Origin of the sequence: Marinobacter sp. AC-23 (assembly GCF_001858325.1) — a bacterium.
Classification (GTDB): Bacteria; Pseudomonadota; Gammaproteobacteria; order Pseudomonadales; family Oleiphilaceae; genus Marinobacter.
Window position 1 is genome coordinate 1 of record NZ_MBPP01000024.1, and the last position, 22,684, is coordinate 22,684.

At 51.8% G+C, this 22,684-nt stretch carries 20 protein-coding genes; 4 read left to right on the forward strand and 16 right to left on the reverse strand.

Annotation, left to right across the window (positions count from 1 at the left end; all coding sequences use genetic code 11):
• The 3 genes from BCA33_RS09250 to BCA33_RS09260 all read left to right on the forward strand — a co-directional run.
• The coding region (locus tag BCA33_RS09250; protein ID WP_175469743.1) for an ATP-binding protein at window positions 1-294 on the forward strand (294 nt) is incomplete at its 5' end.
• 143 nt (window positions 295-437) lie between these two features.
• Window positions 438-1,052, forward strand: a complete 615-nt coding sequence (locus tag BCA33_RS09255) for a cation transporter (RefSeq protein WP_071265214.1) — start codon at window positions 438-440, stop codon at window positions 1,050-1,052.
• Window positions 1,053-1,265: 213 nt separating this feature from the next.
• Window positions 1,266-1,532 carry a hypothetical protein gene (locus BCA33_RS09260; protein ID WP_071265215.1) on the forward strand — a complete coding sequence of 89 codons (267 nt, stop codon included), beginning with the start codon at window positions 1,266-1,268 and terminating at the stop codon, window positions 1,530-1,532.
• A gap of 366 nt (window positions 1,533-1,898) precedes the next feature.
• Here the strand turns inward: BCA33_RS09260 and BCA33_RS09265 are convergent, their stop codons facing one another.
• The 9 genes from BCA33_RS09265 to BCA33_RS09305 form a co-directional block, all read right to left on the reverse strand.
• The gene (locus BCA33_RS09265; protein ID WP_071265217.1) at window positions 1,899-2,411 is read right to left on the reverse strand and encodes a hypothetical protein; all 513 of its coding nucleotides are present in this window, start codon (window positions 2,409-2,411) and stop codon (window positions 1,899-1,901) included.
• Complete coding sequence (locus BCA33_RS09270; protein ID WP_071265219.1) at window positions 2,411-4,252, reverse strand: hypothetical protein; 1,842 nt, start codon at window positions 4,250-4,252, stop codon at window positions 2,411-2,413. The genes BCA33_RS09265 and BCA33_RS09270 overlap by 1 nt, the downstream gene beginning before the upstream one ends.
• 92 nt (window positions 4,253-4,344) lie before the next feature.
• Window positions 4,345-5,097 (reverse strand): hypothetical protein, encoded by a 753-nt coding sequence (locus BCA33_RS09275; RefSeq protein WP_071265221.1) that lies wholly within the window; start codon window positions 5,095-5,097, stop codon window positions 4,345-4,347.
• On the reverse strand, window positions 5,094-6,188 hold the full coding sequence (locus BCA33_RS09280; protein ID WP_071265223.1) for a hypothetical protein: 1,095 nt from the start codon (window positions 6,186-6,188) through the stop codon (window positions 5,094-5,096). The genes BCA33_RS09275 and BCA33_RS09280 overlap by 4 nt, the downstream gene beginning before the upstream one ends.
• A 709-nt stretch (window positions 6,189-6,897) precedes the next feature.
• On the reverse strand, window positions 6,898-7,185 hold the full coding sequence (locus BCA33_RS09290) for a hypothetical protein (RefSeq protein ID WP_071265227.1): 288 nt from the start codon (window positions 7,183-7,185) through the stop codon (window positions 6,898-6,900).
• Between the two features lie 211 nt (window positions 7,186-7,396).
• On the reverse strand, window positions 7,397-8,374 hold the full coding sequence (locus BCA33_RS20790) for a site-specific integrase (protein ID WP_071265229.1): 978 nt from the start codon (window positions 8,372-8,374) through the stop codon (window positions 7,397-7,399).
• The gene (locus BCA33_RS20490; protein ID WP_254774298.1) at window positions 8,334-8,570 is read right to left on the reverse strand and encodes a DUF1524 domain-containing protein; all 237 of its coding nucleotides are present in this window, start codon (window positions 8,568-8,570) and stop codon (window positions 8,334-8,336) included. The genes BCA33_RS20790 and BCA33_RS20490 overlap by 41 nt, the downstream gene beginning before the upstream one ends.
• 277 nt (window positions 8,571-8,847) lie before the next feature.
• Window positions 8,848-9,546: a DJ-1/PfpI family protein gene (locus BCA33_RS09300; RefSeq protein WP_071265231.1), complete on the reverse strand. Its 699-nt coding sequence runs from the start codon at window positions 9,544-9,546 to the stop codon at window positions 8,848-8,850.
• A gap of 24 nt (window positions 9,547-9,570) precedes the next feature.
• Window positions 9,571-10,251: an FMN-dependent NADH-azoreductase gene (locus BCA33_RS09305; RefSeq protein WP_071265233.1), complete on the reverse strand. Its 681-nt coding sequence runs from the start codon at window positions 10,249-10,251 to the stop codon at window positions 9,571-9,573.
• 172 nt (window positions 10,252-10,423) lie between these two features.
• Between BCA33_RS09305 and BCA33_RS09310 the strand changes: the two genes are divergently transcribed.
• Window positions 10,424-11,842, forward strand: a complete 1,419-nt coding sequence (locus tag BCA33_RS09310) for a PLP-dependent aminotransferase family protein (protein WP_071265235.1) — start codon at window positions 10,424-10,426, stop codon at window positions 11,840-11,842.
• Between the two features lie 933 nt (window positions 11,843-12,775).
• Here BCA33_RS09310 and BCA33_RS09315 read toward each other — a convergent pair.
• From BCA33_RS09315 to BCA33_RS09345, 7 genes are all read right to left on the reverse strand, one after another.
• Window positions 12,776-16,234 carry a DNA methyltransferase gene (locus BCA33_RS09315; protein WP_071265237.1) on the reverse strand — a complete coding sequence of 1,153 codons (3,459 nt, stop codon included), beginning with the start codon at window positions 16,232-16,234 and terminating at the stop codon, window positions 12,776-12,778.
• 60 nt (window positions 16,235-16,294) lie between these two features.
• Window positions 16,295-17,011, reverse strand: coding sequence for a hypothetical protein (locus BCA33_RS09320; RefSeq protein WP_254774299.1), 717 nt, complete (start codon window positions 17,009-17,011; stop codon window positions 16,295-16,297).
• Window positions 17,012-17,098: 87 nt separating this feature from the next.
• Window positions 17,099-17,698, reverse strand: coding sequence for a recombinase family protein (locus BCA33_RS09325; protein ID WP_071265241.1), 600 nt, complete (start codon window positions 17,696-17,698; stop codon window positions 17,099-17,101).
• Window positions 17,699-17,915: 217 nt separating this feature from the next.
• Window positions 17,916-18,314: a hypothetical protein gene (locus BCA33_RS09330; protein WP_071265243.1), complete on the reverse strand. Its 399-nt coding sequence runs from the start codon at window positions 18,312-18,314 to the stop codon at window positions 17,916-17,918.
• A 2-nt stretch (window positions 18,315-18,316) separates the two neighbouring features.
• Window positions 18,317-20,527, reverse strand: a complete 2,211-nt coding sequence (locus BCA33_RS09335; protein ID WP_071265245.1) for a hypothetical protein — start codon at window positions 20,525-20,527, stop codon at window positions 18,317-18,319.
• Complete coding sequence (locus BCA33_RS09340; RefSeq protein ID WP_071265247.1) at window positions 20,524-22,110, reverse strand: integrase; 1,587 nt, start codon at window positions 22,108-22,110, stop codon at window positions 20,524-20,526. Before BCA33_RS09340 ends, BCA33_RS09335 begins: the two co-directional genes overlap by 4 nt.
• On the reverse strand, window positions 22,107-22,684 hold a 578-nt coding region (locus BCA33_RS09345; protein WP_139172959.1), incomplete at its 5' end, for a site-specific integrase. The genes BCA33_RS09345 and BCA33_RS09340, both read right to left, overlap by 4 nt.

Consider the following 22,684-nt stretch of genomic DNA (forward strand, 5'->3'; position numbering starts at 1 on the left):
ATGACACGCCTGGATAAATACCGGGTCATCATCATCGATGACATCGGCTACGTAAAAAAGACGGATGCGGAAACCCAGGTGCTGTTCGAGTTCATCGCCCACCGCTATGAGAGTGGCAGCTTGATTGTCACCGCCAACCAGCCATTCAGCGAGTGGGATCAGATCTTCCCGGACAGCATGATGACCGTAGCGGCCGTAGACCGACTCATACACCACGCGACGATTATCGAATTAGAGGGGGAAAGCTACCGACGACAGCAACAGCTTAAGCAGGCTGGAAAGAGTAAAAAGTAAGACCACCCAACCGGCCATCATAGTTGTCGCGGACCGGACAAGATAGTTGACGCCAGACATCTGACTGAACACAATGAGATTGGGACATAGCGGCTGGCAAAAGGCTGTATGTGAAGAGTATAAAACGGAAGATTTCCTTACCTATGTCAGAAACTGTGTTTAATGTGGGAAATGAAAAAGAGCGTCGCACGCTCTGGATCGTTCTTGGTCTCAACCTTGCAATTGCGGCGGGATTCTTCGCGACCGGTGCCGTAGGCGATTCCAGTGCTCTGATCGCCAACGGGCTCGACAACACATCCGACAGTTTAGTCTATGGAATCAGCCTTTTTGCCTTGTCACGCTCATCCAAGTGGAAGCGTGGTGCCGCAAACGTATCGGGCGGCCTGCTATTAGTCTTTGCTGTCGGCATCTTGATCGACGGATGGAGACGCTATGTTGGCGGCTCTGAACCACTGGGACCATTGATGATTTCGATGTCACTGGTCGCCGCCGTCGTCAATCTTGTTTGCATCTGGCTGCTTAGCCACCTTAAAGAACCGGACGTAAACATCCGTGCCGCCAACACCTTCAGCCTCAACGACTTCGCATCGAACGGTGGGATTTTGGTCGCAGGCGGTCTTGTCTGGTGGTTGGGCGACAGTTGGCCCGACCTCGTTGTCGGGATCGCGATAGCCACCATAGCGGTATGGGGAGGCATCGATATCCTGCGTGACGCCCGCAAAGAACATCATAAAGTGGAGCATGGGATTGAGAAATGACCGCAGCCTGGGGCGCATTGTAGGGGCTTATTTTTTAAAACTCGTCGCTGTATTTCAAGTTGGTTTAAGGTTCACGTGAGAACCTAGTAGTGGGAGTTTTTTCAGGTATTGATTTGCGGGAATGTTACATTTCCGCTTTTTTTTGCTTTTTTTAGGATTTGGCGGGCCTTAATGTTACATCTGCTACGCAGATGAAGCAAAAAATATCAACAAATGAAAAATATGCTGGAGGTAAATAAATTGAAACGCAGCGCTCTGATCACAGCGATTACAGGTACGGTGACATTAACGGGAAGCTGGGCTGAAACTGCAGCGGAGCTTGAGTTTCACGGCGATATGGATAATCGATTCCAAGCATACACCAACCAGAGAGATTGGTTCGCAGGTGGTAATTCGGGCGGCGGTAGCTTGAAAAATGATGAGCCAACCGAAAGTTATGGCGAGGTTAAGTATCCATTATGGCGAAGGCTCTGGTGGTGACTATTCAGGTGATGGTGTCAACATCGAAACACGATGGGCCTATGTAGACTTTCTGGTTCCCGGCACGCTAGATCAGCGCGTGACGTTAGGTTTAATTAATCAATTTCGCCATCTGTGGCAGAATTTTTGTCAAGTATGCCCGCGTCGTCAGGTCGTCGAGCGAATCGTGGGTAAATTGCTGATGGCATCCAATCATCTCGGATTCCGTCCGTTGCCGGATCTCTCTAGATTCCTACAGACATGTTGTAAATCTCACCTAGGTAAGTTCGATTGAAGCGGTCAACCTGCATTACGGTTGGTCATAGCATAGGAGTGTTTGAAGCGCAGGAATAATTCCATGCTTCGATTTGTGCTTTCCATTCATTATCAGGAGATCCCCAACTTCTTTTTTATCGGCAGAGGCAGTCCTTCGTAGATTTCGTCCAATGGTTCTGCCGCCAACGCCCTCAATTCTTCGTTTTTCATCCGCAATTCCCTGACCAGACTGACCAAGTCGTCTTTCCGGCTCTTCCTGATTCCGGTGGCCGTGGGGTGTTCGATACGCTTCAATTTGGCATTCTTTGCTTCTTCCAGACCTGCGTTCATGGCGTCAAGGTACTGTCGGAAATGGGGTGAATAGCTCGACGTGTTCATGAGCGTTGCGCGGTTTATGCCAAGTGCTGCGGCGACTTCGGAGCCTTTGATTTGATATTTTTTTTTCACGAGAAAATCCGTAGACGTGCGGTGACGCCGAATGTAGAGCGCCTTCTCTCGTTTCATATCCTCCACACACTGCCAGGCGGCGGCACTGGCGTTTCGGTCGGAAACCCAGTCTGGACGATCTTCGAGTCCTTTGCCGGCCCCTGCCTCCGCACGTTTTTTTAGATACTCCATCACCATTACGCAGCCCTCAACTTGTAACTTGTTAACACGGATTCAAGCTCAGGTAGTGCCTCGTGGCGGGCGTTCAGCGTCCGGACGTGACGTGTGACATTGCGCACCAGCTCGAACGAAGGCTGTTTGAAAATGTCCGGGACGACCGGGTTGTTCAGAATCTCAACATGTGACGCAATTTGAAAAAGCATCCACTCGACATTGGTCGTCTGCATCAGATTATGGACGCAACCCAGGCACAGCTCCGGGGATGCATTGTGACGCATGGGTTCACCCTCTTCGACACATCTGGCCCTATACCTGGTCCGCCGCATCAGCAAACAATACCCCCAGGGATTCGCCTTGATGTTTTCAACCTCTATGTTTGCCAGTTGTTCGGCCAATTCCATCTGTTGCTCCTGGCTCTGGACGCGCGTCTGTCGGAGGAGGCGGCGCAATAACTTGTTCATTTCACCAGCGTAGCCTTCGCCGTGATTTTTGATGTAGTTGTGGACAAGCGAATTAATGACGCGGATCTTCACTAGTTGGTGGCCTGCGCGGTTGTCTTTATCGCGGATGTAAGCCAGCCACATGGTTCGACTGATGTGTTTAAACTGGCTGCGGATCATCCAGCCTGCATCACCATCAAACCGTCGGTAAATCGCCTCTGCCCACATATGGCGGAACGCATGGGGGCTTGGATACAGTGCTTCGCCCAGCACCTCGCTGTGGATAGTTTTGGATGTTTCCCCCGATCGGCATTCGACTTCACTGAGTGAGGAAAGCCAATCCCGTGTGTCGTCGGACAGGTGGGCATCGAGCAAAGCCCGCCAATCCGGGCGCAGGGTGCCGTTACGGTATTGGTTCACCCAGTCTTTCTTGTCGCCGACAGATTTCCGGAAAAAGAAAGCCAGCTGAGGCCATTCTTCACGGGTTCGACGATACGCCTCTCGTAAATTCCCGTCTATTGAGAGTTCGTTCCATTCGTCGGCGGAGCGCGATACCAAAAGCCGTTCCTTTTCCCGGTACTGGTCCATCGTCAGCAAATCGCCGGATGCTTCAACTTGCGCCAAATTTTGCCACGACTCCCAGTTATCGATCAGTTCAAAACCGGCATAGTGTTGGACGTAGTGCGGCCACAGGCCACTGACGGCTTTGAGCACTGACTCTTCAGACTGGGAGGGGATTTTTCTATTGAATGTTCCATACAAACATGGGCGGTCACCGTCAGAGCCATGCATACGCCCCAGGCGCTCAGCAATTGCAACAGCACTGAAAGTGACTTCCCGTAACTGTCGGACTCGTCCGGATGTCTTATAGACGTACCAATCTACCTGATAGCGATGCGGGAAGGCATACTGATCCAGCTTGTCCATGTTTCGGTTGCGCTGGATGTCAGAATAGGAAAACCCGAACTCACTTGCTCGCCATCCGGCCAACGCCACCACACCGACTAAGCCAGCCGACGCGACCAGTTCAATGAATTGGCGAGGCAGACTGTAGCCGCCTTTCGTCTTTTTCCCGCCCTCGTATACTGTTCCTTCAAGGCCAAAGGATTTAAAAAATGCCACCGTGGGCACAAAAGAGCCGCTTTGGTCACAGCGTTGTTTCATGGCATCGAGAATTTGCAGGAACAAGTGCCAGGGCACCGGCCTCTGACATTCCCCCAGAAGGCACTGCGTTTCCTCGATATCCTCCCGGCGCAGCCAGTCCCAGATGATAACCCGCAGGCGGTCTACGGTCTCCGGTGAAGGCACAAGCCCGAAAGCTTCGGCAACCTGCTCTAACACGTTTTCTTTCAGGACGTGATGTTCGAAGCGTGCCTTACGATGAGCTTCCAGAAAGTAATCCACAACAGCTGTCTGCATCCGCTGCCCCAATGCTGGCCTACTTGGCCATATCTCGGTGACCGGTCGCCCCTCAAGGACCCGGGAGATATGAGCCCTAACAGATGTCTGGCTTACGCCAGATCTGTGGCAATCGTCGCACAGGCTTGCAGTGTTTGACTGAGGGCGCAGGCAAGCGGGGCGTGCTCCTCAAAAAAATTGAGACAGTGCTCCACATAATATCTACCGTGATCCAGAGTAAGCAGGTTAAAGGACTGGCCTTTTTTCCAATCCTGATAGGTCAGGTCATTGTCCGTCAGCTCAGGAATCAGCACCTTGAACTGCCTCCTGACATGTGCCTCTGTCACATCCCGAGAAATCCAGTCGAGGCCCAGCTCCGAGGTAGCGTCTTTCAGAGCTTGAAGGGGCATGAGAAACGTCATGTCCATTTCACTGCGTACGGCTTTCAGCGGCGAGGGGCGTCCCCCTCTCCAATTGTTCGTTAGCATAAACGTCAACACAGCTCGGCTGTTTTCGCGGGTGAGGCGGGGCAGGTTTCTTCGCGCCAAGGCGACCATCCACAGCCTCAGTCCTTTCAGTCTTCTTGTGTAGCTGTTGACGGTCGTCGATTCGGCGAGGGACAGCCAGATATGTTTGGAGAGCGAGACGGGATCAATTCCCCGTTCCCGCACCCAGTCTGGATAGACCTCAGACAGTGCCAAAACAGTGTCAAAGTCGACCGTGTAACGTTTTCCCCTTTGGTTGATGAATTGCCATACGTTCTCCGTGAATTGATTACCCCGGTTACCAGGCAAAGCGCTGAGACGTGCCTGCAATTCATTGAGATCCGGTAGGTTCCGATGCCGACGTGCTATCGTTGCGGTCATTCCACAGTCTCCAGGAGGTAATCAAACAAATTGGGCAGATGGGGCTTGAGGTCGGCATATTGTTTCTGGGCCTCAGCAGCAGAACGCATACGAGCCAGATTGCGCGTCATCCATTCAACGCGGATCAACAGCGTGCGCTCGACCCAATCGGGCCGGACTGCGAGCATTTGCGGTAGCCGAGCCTCGGCTTCGGCGATCGTATGAATAAATAGCAGCGCCTGCTCCACTGTGTCAGGAACGAGGATGATATCGTCGTTTTGGACCCGTTCGATGGACTGGTCGAGCGAATGAACTCGAATGTCCTCTGAACCGGTGGCCTCCACCACGCGAGTGCTCAACTCCAGAACGTTCACCGCTGCCGCCATTGCGGATACAGACGGTTGGTAGACAACATTCTGAAGATCGTTCAGAACCAGGCGGGTGACTCGACCTGCACGATTGACGAAATCCTTATTGGCATCGGTCAGATAAGCATGCTTTTCGGTTGCCGAGGTGTGCGAGTGGTGGTTGATCAGGTCACCGTCACGGTAGCGGTCTGATCCCGCATGAACGGCAGTGGTCTTCACGTGCGTGAGAGAAAATATGTGCTGTGGAAGGGAGCGCGCCACCGTTTCGCGGTACGCCCCGATATTACTTTCGGGTGTCTTGGCAAAAATGCCCACGGGTTCGCTGCCCTGAGTCAGCGCCAACGCGGCGTCCAGAAAGATCGAACTGGCACCGGCACGCCTTAAAGCTGCGTCAATTCGCCGCTTGACGGAAGGCAATTCCCAGATTCGCCACAAGAAAGAAATATCTCCTTGCTGCGCGAAACCTTCTCTAATGTCCGGCATCGCTTTTTCTGACATAACGTTGAATTGGAAAACAGGGCTAGAGACCGGCAAACCTGTGAAGTAGCGATATTGGGCTTTTGTCCAGCAATCGGACGCCATCAGGATCGCTGGTTGCCGAGTCGAGCTGGCGCGGCCCTTGTAGTAACAACACTCCATCGCAATCAGGCGACCGGATTGATTGAATTCGAGTGCGTAGTCCGTTGTTTTCAGTTTAGGAATATCGGTTGGCTGCACCGCTTCACAGGCAACTAACCAGGCCATCAGGCGCTCCTCAAGAGGGGAGTAAACGTGTTGATAATCCGGATGGAAAATGGTTGGAGAGCGAGCCCAGGACCGAATGCGTTGGCCGCAGACCCAGGGCCCTGAGACCAAGCTTTCAATGCAGCTCTGCGATAACAGCGTTTGATAGACTTTCGGTCAGAGGGGCGAACCAAATCCAGCCACAGCAGTTCTGTCCATGCGTCTCGCGGCTGCCCTGCTGAGTCAAACGAACCAAAACGCCTTAATATCATGTAGTTCCATTTACGAAACCAGTTCTTCCCGCAAGCAGGTTCTTCAAACGTTGTAATGGGGTGTTCCTGCCATTCCGCCCGGACGTCTAATAGATGAAGTAGTGTCTCGGCAATCGTCACCCGAAAGCTCAAAAACAATCTGCTTGGGCTTTCCAGTTGAAGGTATTTTTGCTCACCGAGAACAGATCGCAGCCAGGGCAGATTGAACCAGTCCGTAAGGGTATATGGCTTAACATCCCCTCCTTTTGAAGGCTTTGACACCTTAAGCAGTGTCTTTAGATAGCCGAAATCCTCGTCAGTCAGGCCGGGGCTAGCCAGGGCCCTGTTCATAACTGCGGTTAAGAATTCTAACGGGCTTCGCTTCTGGCTCTGCTGATTCATGCAATACGCTTCGTAGGCCTTCAGGCAGTCGTAGCGATTGATATCGGTGCTTTCATAACCCGTTGCGTTCAGCCAGTCTATGAATCGTCGTATCGCGTCCGAATAAGCCCGTCGCGATCCCTCTGTGAGGCCATGAAACCAGTCTGTTTGAAATGTGGCGGCAGCCCCTGAAAAATGGCTTCGTGAAATTTGTTTTCCCGGGTCAAGGCGATGATCTGGTTGGTGCCAGCCTGGGTTTTGTAGATGATCCGAGTGGATTTTATGGACGCGTATGTCGGTAGTTCCGGCAGCGTTTGATCGAATGCTTTAGCCATATCGTCCGCTGGGTGCTCAGGCTCAGCAACTGTGTCCAGCTTTTCGCTCACCTCACCCCCTCAAGTTCCAACATTTGGAGTCTCATGCGGATATACCGCGTTGTGACTGAAGAGGCATGCCCATTTCGCCCGATGGTGTGCCGGAGTCGCTGGGCGACGACAATGAGCGCTGCCGATTCCGAGCGTGTTTCCCGGCCGTCGAGCCCCGTGAGTTCTTCATGAAACAGTTCAGTTGCGAAAGTATGGCGTAGATCGTGAAAGCTCAGACTGGGATGCAAACCAGCCTCATCGGCCTCTGTCGAAAGCGTCGGGAAGCGTGCCATTCGCTGATACCCGTACCGAGAAATCGCGGATCTGTTCTGAGAAAAAAGCTTTCATCCGCACTTCCGCTTTCGTCAATCGCCCACTGGCGTTCGGTACTAAAATACCGTCTCATATCCGAAAGCAACTCTCTGTCAAAATACACCCAACCACTCTTGCTGTTTTTGGCATAGCGACCCTCCAGCCAGTAGCTAAACCGCTCGACGTGGTCGTAAGCTCGGTTGTCCAACTGTTTGAACAGAATACACAAGGCGGGCGTGCGCAGACCCCGCAACTCCGCAGTCCTAAGGCCCACCTCGAACCCCATTCTCATCATGAGTTTTTCAGCCAGCGTTTCACAATGATTCAGCAATGTGAGACGCGCGTGTCTCGGAACGTACTGGATGTAATGTTGTTTGGTGTTCCGTTCCGCCATGGCCTGCCGGGTCCGTCGATAAACGCGCAGCGCCAGGCGTGGAGAAGATTCCATGTAATGCAGGAAGTTATAATAAGCGGTGAGTGCTGATAGATGGGTCTGGAGCGATTGCGCCGATTTAAGACGGTTTGAAAGCACCTCATTGAGGTAATGATTCACGAACCGCTCACTACAGGACGAAGATGCATGCAGTCCGGCCGTCTGATGAGTCAGCCGACATTCTTCCAGGTAGCCTAGAAACTGAGCCAAAGCGTAGACATAAGCTCGCATCGTAGCATCAGAGACCTCTCTCTCGACCAGTTCGTAGAGCCTACTGGTGCGCCCTTGCAACGTTCCATCGGACAATTCTTTAATCTCAAAGACAGCGCCGAATCGAGCTAGAAAGGTAGTGAACATAAGCGGGAGAAGCGGTGGTTTGCGCCGCTCATTGAGGATAAGCCAAAACGGCTCAAAACGGTGACCGTTAAACTGATAATCGACTTGCTTCTCTACGCAAACTGTCACATTGCCACCGGCACTTGAATGGTCTTCGTATAATTTGCCGATCCGACAACAAAAGCAATGCTTTTCCAATTCGATATTGGTCTTTCGAAAAGCTCGCCTCAACCGGTAGTAGGTTTTTCGGATCGTTGGAAAAACGTTCGCGCTTCTCCTTAGACCAATTCTTTGCTCCGCGTTCCCAAGCCCAGGCAAGTGGCACAACGTGTTTAGTGCCACGAAAACTGTAACCCGCTCCTATTACAGCCTAAGGTCACCGGCTGTTGGGCTCATAAATTGTCCGTACTTAAACAAAAGCGGACACTGCGGTATGGCGTTAGCTGCTCCTGGCGCGTCCTCCTATGCTGTAACTGTAGGCCCGGAGCGTCCATTGGAGTATTGAGCGTCCAAGCGGTTAGCGCGTATGGCCAGAGAGCTGGGGCAGACCTAATTGAGGGGCGGTTAATAGCCGGACAAAGGTTTTGCCCCAGGTTTTCCCATCAGGCATCGGGCATGTATTTTTCTATCTCTGACCATGGGATGACGCGGTTAAACTGGATCGTTTCAAACACTTCCTTTGCATTGCCCTCGCCGCTCATGAGCCATAACAATACCAGTGCTCCCTCATAAGACGGTACGCCGCCATTGCTGGTGATTCGATTGCGATCAACAACTACGTTTTGATCAACGACCACATCAATCTTCGGAAACTGCTTCTGCAAAGCAGGCTCCCCACCGGCCCAGGTTGTCGCTCGATATCCATCCAGAAGTCCTGCGTGGGCATAAATGAAAGCGCCGGAGCAGTTGCTGGCCAGCCACTCAACTTTTTTAGCCTGCTCTGCAAGGAACTTGGTCAGATCCTTGTTTTCGAACAGCCAGTCCATTTCGTAAGCGCTGTTGACGATCAGAACATCCAGATCAAGATCATCGTAAATATTGGCATCGACCTGAAGCGTCAACCCCTCCTCGGTCTTTACCGTGTCATTCCTTTCTACGTTGATTAACACAACCTCATAGTCTGAGAACCAAGCTTTTCGCGAGGCAACGCCGAACACTTCGGCTGGTGCGACAGCGTCACTGGTCAGCACTTCGTCATAGACCAACACGCCGATTTTCTTGTCAGCGGCGGAGGCAGACAGGCTGAAGCCGATCAAAACCAAAAAGGCCAGCAAATTACAAACAGTGTTTCTCATGAGCATGCGGGAATCTCCTTGCTAATGTGTCTAGGGGTTTGAGGAATATTTATTGAGGTTGCCCGAAATCGCTTTAGAGGACTCATCGAACAAGCTGTCAATTAGTGCGTTGGTATCGTCGAGTGCGCTCTCGAAGTAGTTGCCATCCATTGCGGCATACTCCAAGGCAATGGTTTTTACGCTCTCGATGCCAAGCATTTTTAGAACCGCCCTGAGGTAGGGTTCCTGAAAATTCATTGGCGCGTATGCATTGCCAGATTCGTAGCCGTAGCCACCTCGGACAAGCATCAGGTAGGTGGGTTTGTCGCTCAACAAACCTAAGTAGGGGCTCTTTGGGGTATCAGGCACTAGTTTCGTTGTGACGCCCATGCGCACGACCTGATCGATATACGCTTTTAAGGTACTGGGGACCGATAGATTGTGCATAGGACAACCGATCACAATGGTTGTTGCATTCCGTAGTTCGGCAACGAGAGCATCACTGATCTCAAGAGCGGCTCTTTGATCAGGAGTCCGATCTTCCTCCGAGGTAAAAGCAGCGCTTATCCATTGTTCATCCACATGGGGAACCGGTTTGCGACCGATATCTCGTTCTACAACTCTGCCCTCCGGGTTGTTTTTTGCCCAAAGGCGGGTGAAGCGCGCTGCCATTTGACGGCTGTGTGACCCTTCGACCTGAGGGCTTGTACTGATGACGAGTAGAGACTCCATTTTCACCCCTTTTCCAGCCCGCTATCGAATGATTGTCCAGTAATGATACTAGGTTAAGGTCCATGAAAAAGAACCATGAATGGTTATTTATGATGTACCATTTCAAAACGTTCGTTGAATCTAACGGCGTTCCGTCACACACAGACCCGCGTTTTTCCGTGAGTGATCTCCTATGGATGATTTACGCATAGAGCTGAACCGGCAGGCCGGTACATCTCTGGTCGAACAGATTGTCGGCGCCATTGGAAAATCCATTTCCGAAGGGCGCCTGTATTCCGGGGCTCGGCTGCCTTCCTGGCGTGATCTCAGTGCCCAACTTGGGGTCTCACGCGGTACGGTAAAATCTGCGTACGAAAGGTTGATCGACGAGCAACTCCTGGTCGCGCGTGGCGCAGCCGGCACCTTTGTGGCCGATCAGCTACCGGTAACATACCCGGCTGATACCAGTGACTTGCGGGGACCTTTACCGGATTTCTACCAGCACCCGTTTGGCGAATCCGCCATGGTGTTCCAGGTCGGGATACCCGCCCAGGACGTTTTTCCCTACAAGGTATGGTCACGGATCGCTGCGGGAGCAGCCCGTCAGGCTGCTATGGCCTCTGTGAGCTATCCGGACCCACGTGGGGAGTCAGGCCTTCGTGCAGAAATCGCGGCTTACCTATCGATCGCACGAGGCTTGGTTTGCTCCCCCGCACAGATAATCATTACTGCCGGATACGCGGGTGCGCTCGGATTGATCATGCATGCGCTTGACTTAAAGGGAGCATCCGCGTGGATGGAGGATCCAGGCTACCCGATGACACGAACAGCCCTGTCGATGGCGGGGCTCGAACCTGTCCCGGTCAGCGTCGACGAACACGGGCTCAATGTTAACGAGGGTCTGGAATGCGCACCCAATGCGGCTTTGGCTGTCGTCACAGCCAGCCAACAGGCACCGTTAGGAATGACATTGTCGCTGTCACGGCGTCACCAGTTGCTCGAATGGGCTGCCACACACGACAGTTGGATTATCGAAGACGACTATCTAAGTGAGTTGCAGTTAACAGGTCGTGCAGCTCCGGCTTTGGCATCGCAGGACAGTTTTGGCCGCGTCATCCACATAGGCACTTTTAGTAAAACAATCAGTCCGAGCCTGCGTCTCGGGTTTGTCGTGGTGCCTCCGGCATTGGTTAATCAGGTTGGCGATGTTGCTGCCGCGCTGGCCCCAGCCAGTTCGATAGCAAGCCAGAGAGCAGTCGGCGAGTTCATGCGAAAAGGGCATTATTTGCGGCATCTACGCAGGATGAAACGAACGTATAACGCCCGCAGCTCCGCTCTTCAGCGCGCTTTGGAAACATCGGATGCAGATAAAGCGATGGCCGGATTGGCGTTGCTGCTTCGATTGCCAGATGGCACGGACGACAGGGCGATTGCTGATCATGCGATCGAGTTCGGTTTGGCACCCGCTCCGCTATCTCCTTGGTATGCCAACTCATCGAGAGCTCATAGCGGGTTGTTGCTTGGTATCACTAACCTTCCGGAAAAGGGGTTGGGTGCGTGCTGCAACCGTCTCAAACAACTAGCCGAAATAAGTCAGGGCCGTGAAGTCTAACTGGAGCGGGAAAAGTCCAATTGGGGTTTCAACGTGGACCTTAAATGGAGTAACTACCCGAGGTCTATGAATGTCCGCTTTGCGACCTTAACGTAACGCCGATTATGCGCAGTGGGTTCATACGCCTAGAACAGAAATCCACCATAGCCGGAAAAGGAGTCAAAGGCACATCCTTGTGCCTAGCAATCTATTTTTTCTTACGAGATGACTTGGTCTTTTCACCAACAGTTTCCCGTGGGTGTTTTTTAGCAAATGACTCAGTTACATATAGGCCTGTTACGGCACTGCGGTATTTTTTGGACATACTTCACCTCACATCAACTGGAAGCTTTGAGTTGATGCCGAGACACCCCGGCATCTATTTCACTTAGCGATTCGGCCAGCTCCTGAAATGAGCGCAAACACGCTGAAGCGTGCCGTTGACCATTCGGAAGTAGGCTCGAACGTAGATTGCAGGTCTGATGACCATGACTGATCTCCGGTGCGAGATAGCCAGTGAGGTGATATAAAAGGTCATACCGCGGGAACATATAGCCAATTAATATTGGCATGTGGTCTCTCAGTTTCATATGATAATCCTTTGATCGGCCTGACTGGCTGGTTGAATTTCGGTAAGGGCCTTCCGCCAAGAATGTCCCCTTACCACCTAGTCAAACCTCAGAGTTCTGCTCTGGGGTTTTTTATTGCATCAGCAACATCCAAAGTATATATGTTGATGCTGGCAACTTCACCACACACTACATGCAGTGCCCCCCCCTGTGGATGGTTTAAGGCTGATGCTTCAACCACTTACTCCTTTGCCCACAGGCATGTGCATAGAATTCGGTTTAAATCTAATGAAGGATATCTAGGTAGTGCAGGACTGTGGTGTGATTGGGTTAGCCCAATAGACTGCTAAAGAGGGATAAGCACATCCTTGTGCTGATAATTCTATTACACGATATGCCAAGTCTGCGTTTCTGTTTCAAACTCAGCTATGCCAACGGCAGCCAAGGATTTGAGCCCTTCCTCAACCGATTTCATAGGTTTCCGCTTGAACATCTCGGCTAGGCTTTCCGTAGTGTGGGCACGCTCTGCCAATGATATCCTGATCACACGAAGCTGATCGGGAATTGCTTTCGGAAGCGTGGCTTTTCCTTTGTTTGTGGCGGCTTCCGATTTTGCAGAGGCGACCTTCGGCGCGATCTCCACTTCGGTCTGAACAGCATCGGGTGCCTGGTACTCAGGACGCAGCCAGCGAACAATGCCTTGTGATTCTTCCTCCGCACGTTGCTTATTGAGCTCGACAAGCCGCATCAATAGTTCTTCCTCGGCTTCCGCTTGGTCAGCCGGTTTGTCTGGAAGTGGGGTTGTGGCACCTGGGCGGCCCACCAGTTTGTCAGCTAGGTCTGACCAGCCATAAGCTTCGAATACCGCTCGGTCCAGGTCGTCATGGAGTTCGCGTAGGACAGATACTAAGCCTTGTTGGTGGATGGCCTTTTCTTTGTCCGTAAGTTTTTCGCCGGCGCGGAGCTTTTCGAGGACGTTGTACATACCTGTCAGAGTTAAAGACGGGTTCTCTGACTGCTGGCGTTTACGATGTGCATCGATGTTCTCTGCGAGCCCCCGCACTCTGGTTGATAGGTTTTTGCTTGCTGTCGGAAATGGGAAAGCATCAAAGCAGCGACTTTTGTTATATACAGGGTCATTCCCAACGCCAAGCGCTCCACCTGCTATTATCGCCCAATGTGCGTGCACTCTGCTCGATAACACTCCAAGAAGATCTCCTTCGTCAAGCCCAATCGCGATTAGTTTGTCGTCCGGCAGAATGTCGTGATTTAAGAATGTGAAGAACTGATGTTTGCTAACCTGGGCGGTGGCAATATAGCGACTGAGGCCCTTTAATGATGAGCGCAGGTCTTCATTGTTTCTCCGATGCAGCCACCATTTCTCACGAAGGTCTTTGTCGCGGTGAGCATCTCGTGCTGGTTTTACATAGTCAAGCAACCACTGGTAAAGCTTTGGGTAACGAATTTTCACCTCTTCGGCAACCAGTCCATGGCAATCAATCACAAATACTCCACGTGGTGTCCCCGTTAGGTCTCGGCCATTGCGATAAGCCTTTATTGGTGCGTCAGGTTCGAGGAGAGCAGCCTGGTCTTCAGTCAAGATCATTCCTGATCCATGAGGGATGACACCGCGATTACTGATGTGGGAGTTGGCTTTCAAGGGATCTACACTTGCTACATTGGCCCCTATTTCGAGGTTCGCAAATATTTTCCCGCTACGTTTTTTCAGAATGACTGAATGACTACCATCATCGCTGCCAGATCTCGAAATGACAGTACAAAGCTCCCCTGTCTGAACACCTGCAACACCCACAGTCATAGCAATACGCACTGCAGCCCCATCATTACCGTCCACCCAAGGGTGATCAGGAACTGCGAATACCAGCGACAATGGGTTCTTTGAGTCAGCAAGGTGAGTTTCTGAAACCCGCCGATTGAACGTTTGGCGGAGACTGTTCGTTGTGATGAACCCGAATCGTCGAGCTTGCTCGTGGCGGACCTTATTAGCTGCTATGTGCCACCAATACATTACAAAATCCGCAGATTCTGGGATTGTTCCCTTATAGACTGACCTGATCGCATCTACGTAACCACCACCAAGGGCAGTTCGCAGTCGTTTGTTACCGATAAAGGGTGGATTACCAATAATGTAATCTGCCTTCGGCCATTCAGCCTTACGCGGGTTGTGGTACCGGTAAACCGTTGCCCGCCCCGTTTCATCGGGAATAAGCTCACTAGTCGTCTGGCTCTCCTTCATGCTGATGCCGTCCCAGATGGTCACCGCCTCTCCGTTGTCATCCAGCTCCGGCTCTCGACTGTCGTATTCGATCAGCGCATCTCGGCACTCAATGTTTTTGAAGTCCCGCAGGATGGGCTCCGGGAGGTCCAATCGGTCGTTCAAACGGTAGTGCCACTGAAGGTAGCCAATCCAAAGAACGAGCTCTGCAATCTGGGCGGCTCGTGGGTTGATCTCTAACCCCAAGAATTGGTGTGGATCGACAGTCAAGCCCTCACTTTCCAGGACGCCCTGACCTTGAGTTAGCTCAGCGATGAAGCCTAGGACTTCCCCTTCCAGACGCTTCATGTGCTCCATAGCTACGTAAAGGAAGTTAGCGCTGCCACAGGCAGGATCGAGAACCTTTGTATCGCAAAGCTTGTAATGAAAGGCTTGGACTTCTTTCAGAGCTTTATCTGTTTTTCCCTGACGTAGCAGGGTTTCCGCCGCACCTCGAATGTCGCCCCACTGTTCACGAAGCGGATCGATCAGGGTTGGCATGACCAAGCGTTCAACGTAGGCCCTGGGAGTGTAATGGGCGCCCAGCTTGTGGCGTTCCCGAGGATCAAGCGCACGCTCCAGCAACGTCCCAAAGATGGCCGGCTCAACGAAACGCCAATCAGCTTTGGCTGCATCAATTAGCAACTGGATTTGTTGAGCATTCAGGGAAATTGGATCAATGCCTTTGAATAGGCCGCCGTTAAAGCGTTTCACGGTTTGCATCAGACGCTCGCTGTAGCCACCGGCATTCATGGTTTCCCAAAGCCCCTTAACAGCTTGCGGGAAGGCTTCTGGGTTCCGATCCTTAATATCTACCAGGAGATCATGGAAGGACGACTTCGGAAGGAGTTCCACATCTTCGGCAAACATGGTGAATAGGCAGCGCTTCAGGAAACTGGCGACCCGTTCCACATCGTAACCACTGTGTTCCAGAGACTTTGCCAGCTCGGCCAGTTTGGCGCTGACTTCTCGGGTAACTCTTGCGGCGTGCTTGCTTGGGTCAAGTTGGTTTGGGGTTAGCCATAGCTTGCGAAGACGTTCCTGAATCTCCGGTTTGTGCAGATCTTCCAGCCGAATCTCGTAGTGTCTCGGATCAGGAAAGGGGACGTAGTTACCACCGGTACGAGTGAACTCGGAGTATGTGTAGATGGCGTTACCAACATCGACGATCACAATAAAAGGTGGCCGGCCATGCTCTACTTCGTTTTGAGGCAACCCCCTAATGTATCGCTCAGCCTGAGCCACGGCGGCATTAACAGCATTTTGCTGACTCTTGGATGCCAGCTCTTTACCGGTTTGCTTGCCTTCCAGTACAAAGCAGTCGCGACGATACAGGTCGATGTACCGGTTGTCGGTGTTGCCATCGACACGAGCCGCCGAGATGAACCGTTCAAACACGTAGGAGTTTTGGCTGGTATCACCTTCACCTGGGTCTGGATGAGGCAGATCTAATAACGTACAAAGGTCGCGCATGAAGGATTGGAAATTCGCGCGTTCACTGCCCGTGTTGCCTTTCCAGCGTTTGAGGAACTCATCGATGGCAGAGGGATCTGCAATAAAGGCTTCCAAGCGTACTACTCCTTGCTAAAGCGGCTTACAAAATTAAGTTGGTGAGAGTAATTCTCAGCCTCACTCTTCCATGTGGCGACGGATGAGGTAGGTCAGTTCTGTATTTGAGGCATCAACAATCTCAATACGAGCTCCCCGGAACCCGATCACATTGTCATCAGCAATGTTGTAGGTGAGATCATTCGAAAATGCTGCTCGTACCAAGTTGTCGTAATACTCCCGGTATTTGAAGCGCAGCGTTTCTCCTGACTGGCCGAGGTAAACCAGCTCACGTTTGCTGCTACCAGGTTGATTCGGGTTGAAATCGTAATCAGTAAAACACTTTGCCGGATCGATCACCTGCCCCACTGTATTTGAATCTACTTTAGTGGGCGCTGGGGCTCCGAATATTGCCCTTTCGCCAGTGAGGAGGCCTTTGATGTTGTCCTGAATAGGATTTGCAACTTCATTAGTTGCTGCGACCTGGACCATCATAGGGATGATCTTGCACTGTCCATCCCGAAGAATAAGGGAGACTCGAGAGTTCAATACTTCGGTGGTGCTGCTTGCCACTCGGCCGTTGAGGGTCGCCTGAGAATAGGACGGTGCAACGCCGTCAACTCTGTAAAGCCCTGGCCGCAAACTATAACTCGTTCCTTCGAATGAAAATGGAATTTCATCGGTAACCTTGAAGGCCGGCCAAGCAAATCCGTCTACCCGTGTGATGATTGGTTGCCCGATTTCTGCCTTGAACTCGATATTGGCAGGCGGGGTTTCAAAGGCTTCATGCTTTAGCACTGGATACGATAGGCCGCCCGCTGACTGGCAACCGGCAAGAGTGAGCGCGACAAGCAAAATTGCGCCTTTGGTTTGGGCCCTCATAAATTATCCTTGTGGAGTGTGGTCGTTGATATTGCTGTTTAGTGACGTCTTTTTCAAACGAGCCAAAGAAGCATTGAGTGTTGTCCGGCTAACCCCAAAATGTTGCGCCACTTCTGTTTTGGTGATTTTAGGGTCTAATAACATCGCAGCAGCTTTCTGTGTGTCCATTGTTGACAACGCGGGCTTCCTACCCCCCTTCCGTCCCCGGGCTCGGGCAGCCTGAAGTCCGGCCATCGTCCGCTCCCGAATCAGGTCGCGCTCAAACTCAGCCAGGGCACCGAAGATATGGAACACCAGTCGCCCGCCTGAACTGGTAGTGTCGATAGATTCAGTGAGGGACTTAAAGCCAACCCCACGATCCTGGAGGTCCTGAACAATCTCTACGAGGTCCTTTAACGAGCGAGCAAGACGGTCCAACTTCCAGACGATAAGGACATCGCCCTCTCGGACCATACGGAGGCACTGCGACAACTCGGGTCGCTCACGCAAGGTACCTGTAAATTTTTCCTGGAAGACCTGTTCTGCCCCGGCTTTCTCCAGGGCATCTACCTGGAGTTCCGGGTTTTGGTCTTGGGTGCTTACTCGCGCATAACCTACGATCATAAAAGGGGCCTTTTCTGGTCATAGATTGTTGTACGTGATTGTTGGACGCAAAACAAGACGAAATCGGGTGTTTCTGAAGGGTGAACGGAAGCGTCCAACAAACGACCGTTTTTTTCGAGTGTTCAAAACCCTAAATAGGTAGTTTGGCGGAACCTTTCAGGCACTGAACGGCGATCCTGGCTTTGAACCGCCGGTGAATACTGTCCTATACACCCAATCAGGTTCGTTTCCGAAGCTGAGAAACCGGCTGCTCAAGCATCGATTGGGTTACCCCATGCATATCAGCATTTACTTGCCAGATCAGAAAGCGCGCATGCATATCCCGAAGAGCTCCCATAAGCTTTTGATTAGTGACGGTCAGTTTTTCAATGCGCTCGTTCGCCTCGTGAATATCGTTAACCCATCCTGGCTTCTCCTTCGGGGCTTTCAATGCGGCCTTGCGATTCTTCATCGCCAAATCAACTGCAGGCAGCTTCATTAGAGACTGGCGAGCACGACTGATCCCCAGCTTTTCTTTGCATGCTTCGACGAGTAAAGGCCATGTCAGTTTTAGTTCCGACCACTCCTCAATCAACTTGATGATGCGCCTTTCATCCTTCTGCGTTAAATGCCCCACCGTTATACCTCGATCTTAGCTAACATGGCCGACAGATCATCCAACGACGGCAACGTCTGTTGTGCAGTTTCTGCCTCGATGACTTTGGCATCGATCAGCCCTGCCATTGCAGCCGCATTGTTTGTCAGTGTCCAACCGTTGTCGACATTCCATACGATGTCACCGTTTTCGAGCTCAGGGTTCTCCAGGGTGCGGATCAGCGCGTCACACTTATAGAGGTCCATACCCACTTTTTCGACCCATACTGAAGCCCCAAACTTATCGCAAGATTGTGCATCAAGTGCCTTGTCGTAGCGGCGCTTAAGATCCTCACGCTCTTCTTTGAGATTGGAGAGTTTCACATCATCACCTTTGACACAGCCGAGCTTCTCGCAGCCCAAGCAGGCCCCCATTTTCGGACAGGGTCCGGAACCAAAGTTGTGTACACAGACCCCAACGTGGGTCTGATAAATGACTCGGTCCCGTTCACCCTCACGTAAATCCCTCACATCACTGAGGCTCAAAGGTTGATTTGTTCTGACCTTTTCCAGCGTCTGAACCGCGTTACCGTTCTTCGTTTTGGGGTGATAGCGTGCAACCCGCCTAGTGCGTTCCTCGACGGTCTCATGATTGTATACAGACCCCATCGTCGTGCGACCGGAAAATGCATCAATTAGGAGTTGTGATAAGCCTGCCTGGTGCATTCGTGTGTTCAGCTCGTGGCGAAAGGCATGCGTGTTTACTTTTAAACCCTGATAGCCATGGCGCTCGAAGATACTTTTTTTATTATTCGACCCTCCTGCCAACTGTGCCTGAATACGCGAAGTACTAGCAGCGATCTCCACGCCGAAGCCTCTTTTCATTGCAGCGTGCTTCATCGTTTCATCAGGCAGAGCTCCGGTACGCACAGTGAACAGCGCATCACGGTACTTTACCCGCGCTTTGCCCTCGACATAGGACGTGGTGTATGGGAAATCTTTAGGCAGGTACTTTTCGCGCATCAGAACATTGAGTTTGCGCAGCGTAATCACACCCCTGTCGTTAAACTCATAACCCCGAACGCCAATCTTGCCCTCCATGAAGACTTTCTTTCCCTGACTGTTGTCCCAACCCTCACGTATCTCCTCCAATATCGCCCTTGCGGCTGGGCTGAGAGCCTTTCGCTTCCCAAGAGGAATCAAAAATTGTTGCTTGAATACGTTTCGAGGTGTCAAACCTCTGTGGATTGGCATTTTCAACGCTGCACAGGCTTCTGTGTAGGTGAGCGGATCATTGGCCCACTTTTTCGGCAGCCCTTCATGCGGTGGAAACTGATCGGGGTGATCTTCCAGCCATGCGGCGTAAGTCCTTGCCTCATCGGTGATCGGAATGAGCATTGTAATTGCCCGTTCGACCACAAGCTCCATCTCCGGTTTAACCACGGGCTTTAAGGTTGGCTTATTTATTTTTTCAGCGTACCAGCGCAAGAACATGCGACGACTACCCGCAGCACACTCTTTGAACACGATGCAATCATGCCCAACATCCGCTAACTCGCCAATGCGACCAGGCGCACTGAGCAAAAGAGCACACGCGGATGTCACTACAATATCCAGTGGGCTGGTCATATCGTTATTAAACATCTCCCCCAAGGCTTTTATTGATTCAGGATTGGGAAGTTTCTGCTCACGATCCGCTTTTTGCTGTTTGAGCGTTCTAGTAGACTTTTGTTGAAGCGGAGAAGCCCACCGAAAAGTCGTTTTAAGCAGTTTCTTGTCCCGCATCAGGGTGATGATATTCTCAAGATTCTTACTCATTTTGTATGCAGTGTTGCCTGTTTTCCAATGAGTTTCCATGTACTCGCAGGCTCGGTTGCATACCACCGCTGAAACCAGGGTCACATCCCGCGTACCGGTCAACTCAACCAGCGCTGCCTCAAGGGCTTTCATCGAAAGGAGTAAGCCATCTGCAGTTTTTTTTGCTTGATAAACACGGCGGTACACCACGATTGCCTTGGCAAAGTCTGTAAAGGGGTACTGCATCTTTATTGGAGCACGAATGGACGACCCCAACGCTGTGAAGGAACAGCCATCAAAACCGTGGGAGTGCCAGCTCTCATCTTTCCAGCGAATACTGGCGTGCACCCGATCTGGAATACCCTTTGGAAGGGTCGCTTTCGCCCACTGAATAAACTCGTTTAACTGATCCTCAGCCGCCAGGTGACTCTTCGACCTAAAATCAGCAACATTGCTCATACGTCAACTCCATCTGACGGGAGTGATTGGCGCAGGGCATTACAATCGAGAATAACCTTGCGACAGGCCAAAATGGCACGATCCCAGAGCACTCCTGTTGTTTTATCTGTGGCGATGACTTGCGCCCGACGACGCCTCAGGCGCTCAAGGACAGCGGTATGATCTGCCTCCAAAAGAGGCTGAAATTTACCGCACCCATAACAAGTAAAAGGTGCATCGAGGTGGCAGACTGCATTGGCACCACAGACGGCCAGGTCTTCAATCTGCCGATCAACTAGATCTCCATTCTTCGCTGAGGCACGGTCCCTCACAATGGTCCCGGCGAAGGCATTCACAACGATCGCGAGATGATCACTCATCTTCGCGTCAATCAAATGCATCAATTCAGCGGAGACCGCTCGATACTTCCGGACTGAACGAGTATCTTTTTGCATCAGTGCACCTGCCAGCGACCACTCATCCAATCCTGCATTGGAGAGGTCCGTGCCAAGCGTGTGCTTGAACCGATGACCTCGTGTGATTTTCAGCGGCTGATGCGTGCGGTGCGAGATCGGGAAGCCAGCCATACGCTCTAATCGGCGGAACCATTCTCTTACCGTGTTCGATGAAATATGGAACTCCGGCTGAGGCTCGTCTTCGAGTGCTTTTTGATGAGGGAGATCAATCAAAACTGGGATTTGGCTTACTCGGCCCCGCTCTTCTAACCGACGTCGAAAAAGTGGCACATTGTTGATCGCCTTATCCCAATCGGCACGGCCTGGATATTCCTGCCATAGTCGGGCGAGGAGGATCGCCTTATAGGCCTGCACGGAGTTGTAAAGGTCTTTATCCAGGCTGAACATTTCTGACTTTGCTCGCCAACTCACATCGTCGGTTCGTTGCTTCGCCCAAAAGATTTTAATTTTGTGATCCCGGTCGGTCTTGATGAAGTCCCCAAAGACAATCATGCGTAGCTGTATGCCGCGCTGCCCGTAAATCATCTGCAGGCGCAGGTAAAGATAGTGCTCGGGATCTAACTGGCTATGACAGAACTGCTCATGTATCCATTGGTATAACGCGTCCTGCTCCACCTGCGTAAAAGGGCCTTGTTCAGGGTCCAAACTCAGGATGACATCCTTACGGGCGGACTTTTTTCTCGGCAGCTTCTTGTATGCATCAGCCAAGGATTGCGAAGGCCGCTGTTCGACGGACTCGCAGGTCTGCCAGAAGCCAATGAAACTAACTAGTTGAGAAAACTCTATAGCGTTAAAGCGCTCACGCAGATCGGTCAGATGATCCTCATTGAGGATGTAGAGCCCCGCCTGCGCAGCCCGCGACAGCACACTGGAGACGCCAGCAACAGATGCCTGAGTCAAATCCGACATAAGGTATGCTAAGGCCGCATGTAACCAGCGCTGCCATTCAGGCGCCACAACGACAAGTGCGGCTTTCCAGTTAACCGGGTCTGAAGCGGTTCTATCAGGCCACCAACTCAACTCAGAGGGCGTGAAGAACTTCCCACATTTGGCCAGGCGGGGTACTTTCAGCCACGCACCTAGGGTTTCCTGCGTCGGTGCTTGGAGTGCGTCGACTGCGATATTCACTCTACCTCTCCTTTTGGAACTCTATGCTCAACAGCCAGACGGATTGACTTGAAATTATCGGAGCGCTTCTTCATTGCTTTATCTGCCTCCTCCTTCCAAAACTTCGCCCCATAGTGACCTGGCATGTCCGACTCTGGACTCCACCCAAACATCCAAGTGAGGGTCTTTTGAACTTGCGTTGTGCGATCCTCTGGCGTGAGCTTTTCAAGCTCTTCGCGCATGCTTTCAAGCATCGTATATACCGAGTCATGCCTCAAAATATGAGGATGGATGTGCGCCAGTTCAGGAGCCACTTTTCCGACTCGTGGAAAAATGCCATCTAGCGCTTTGGTGCTTAGAGGCTTACCTTCATTTCTTCTATGAGCTACGAGTAAAAATGGATGCTTTCTCGCCTGCGATGAGCCTTCAACGTGCTTTTTGTAGCGATATTTCGACTCATACTCACTTATCGCTTCATAGATGTCATCGCTCATTACCAGCATGCGCTCGTGGGTTTTAAATTGTGGGGCCACCGTGCGCGGGTCTATGCTTTCATCTTCAAGATTGACCACCGCTAGCTCATGACTGTGCCAAT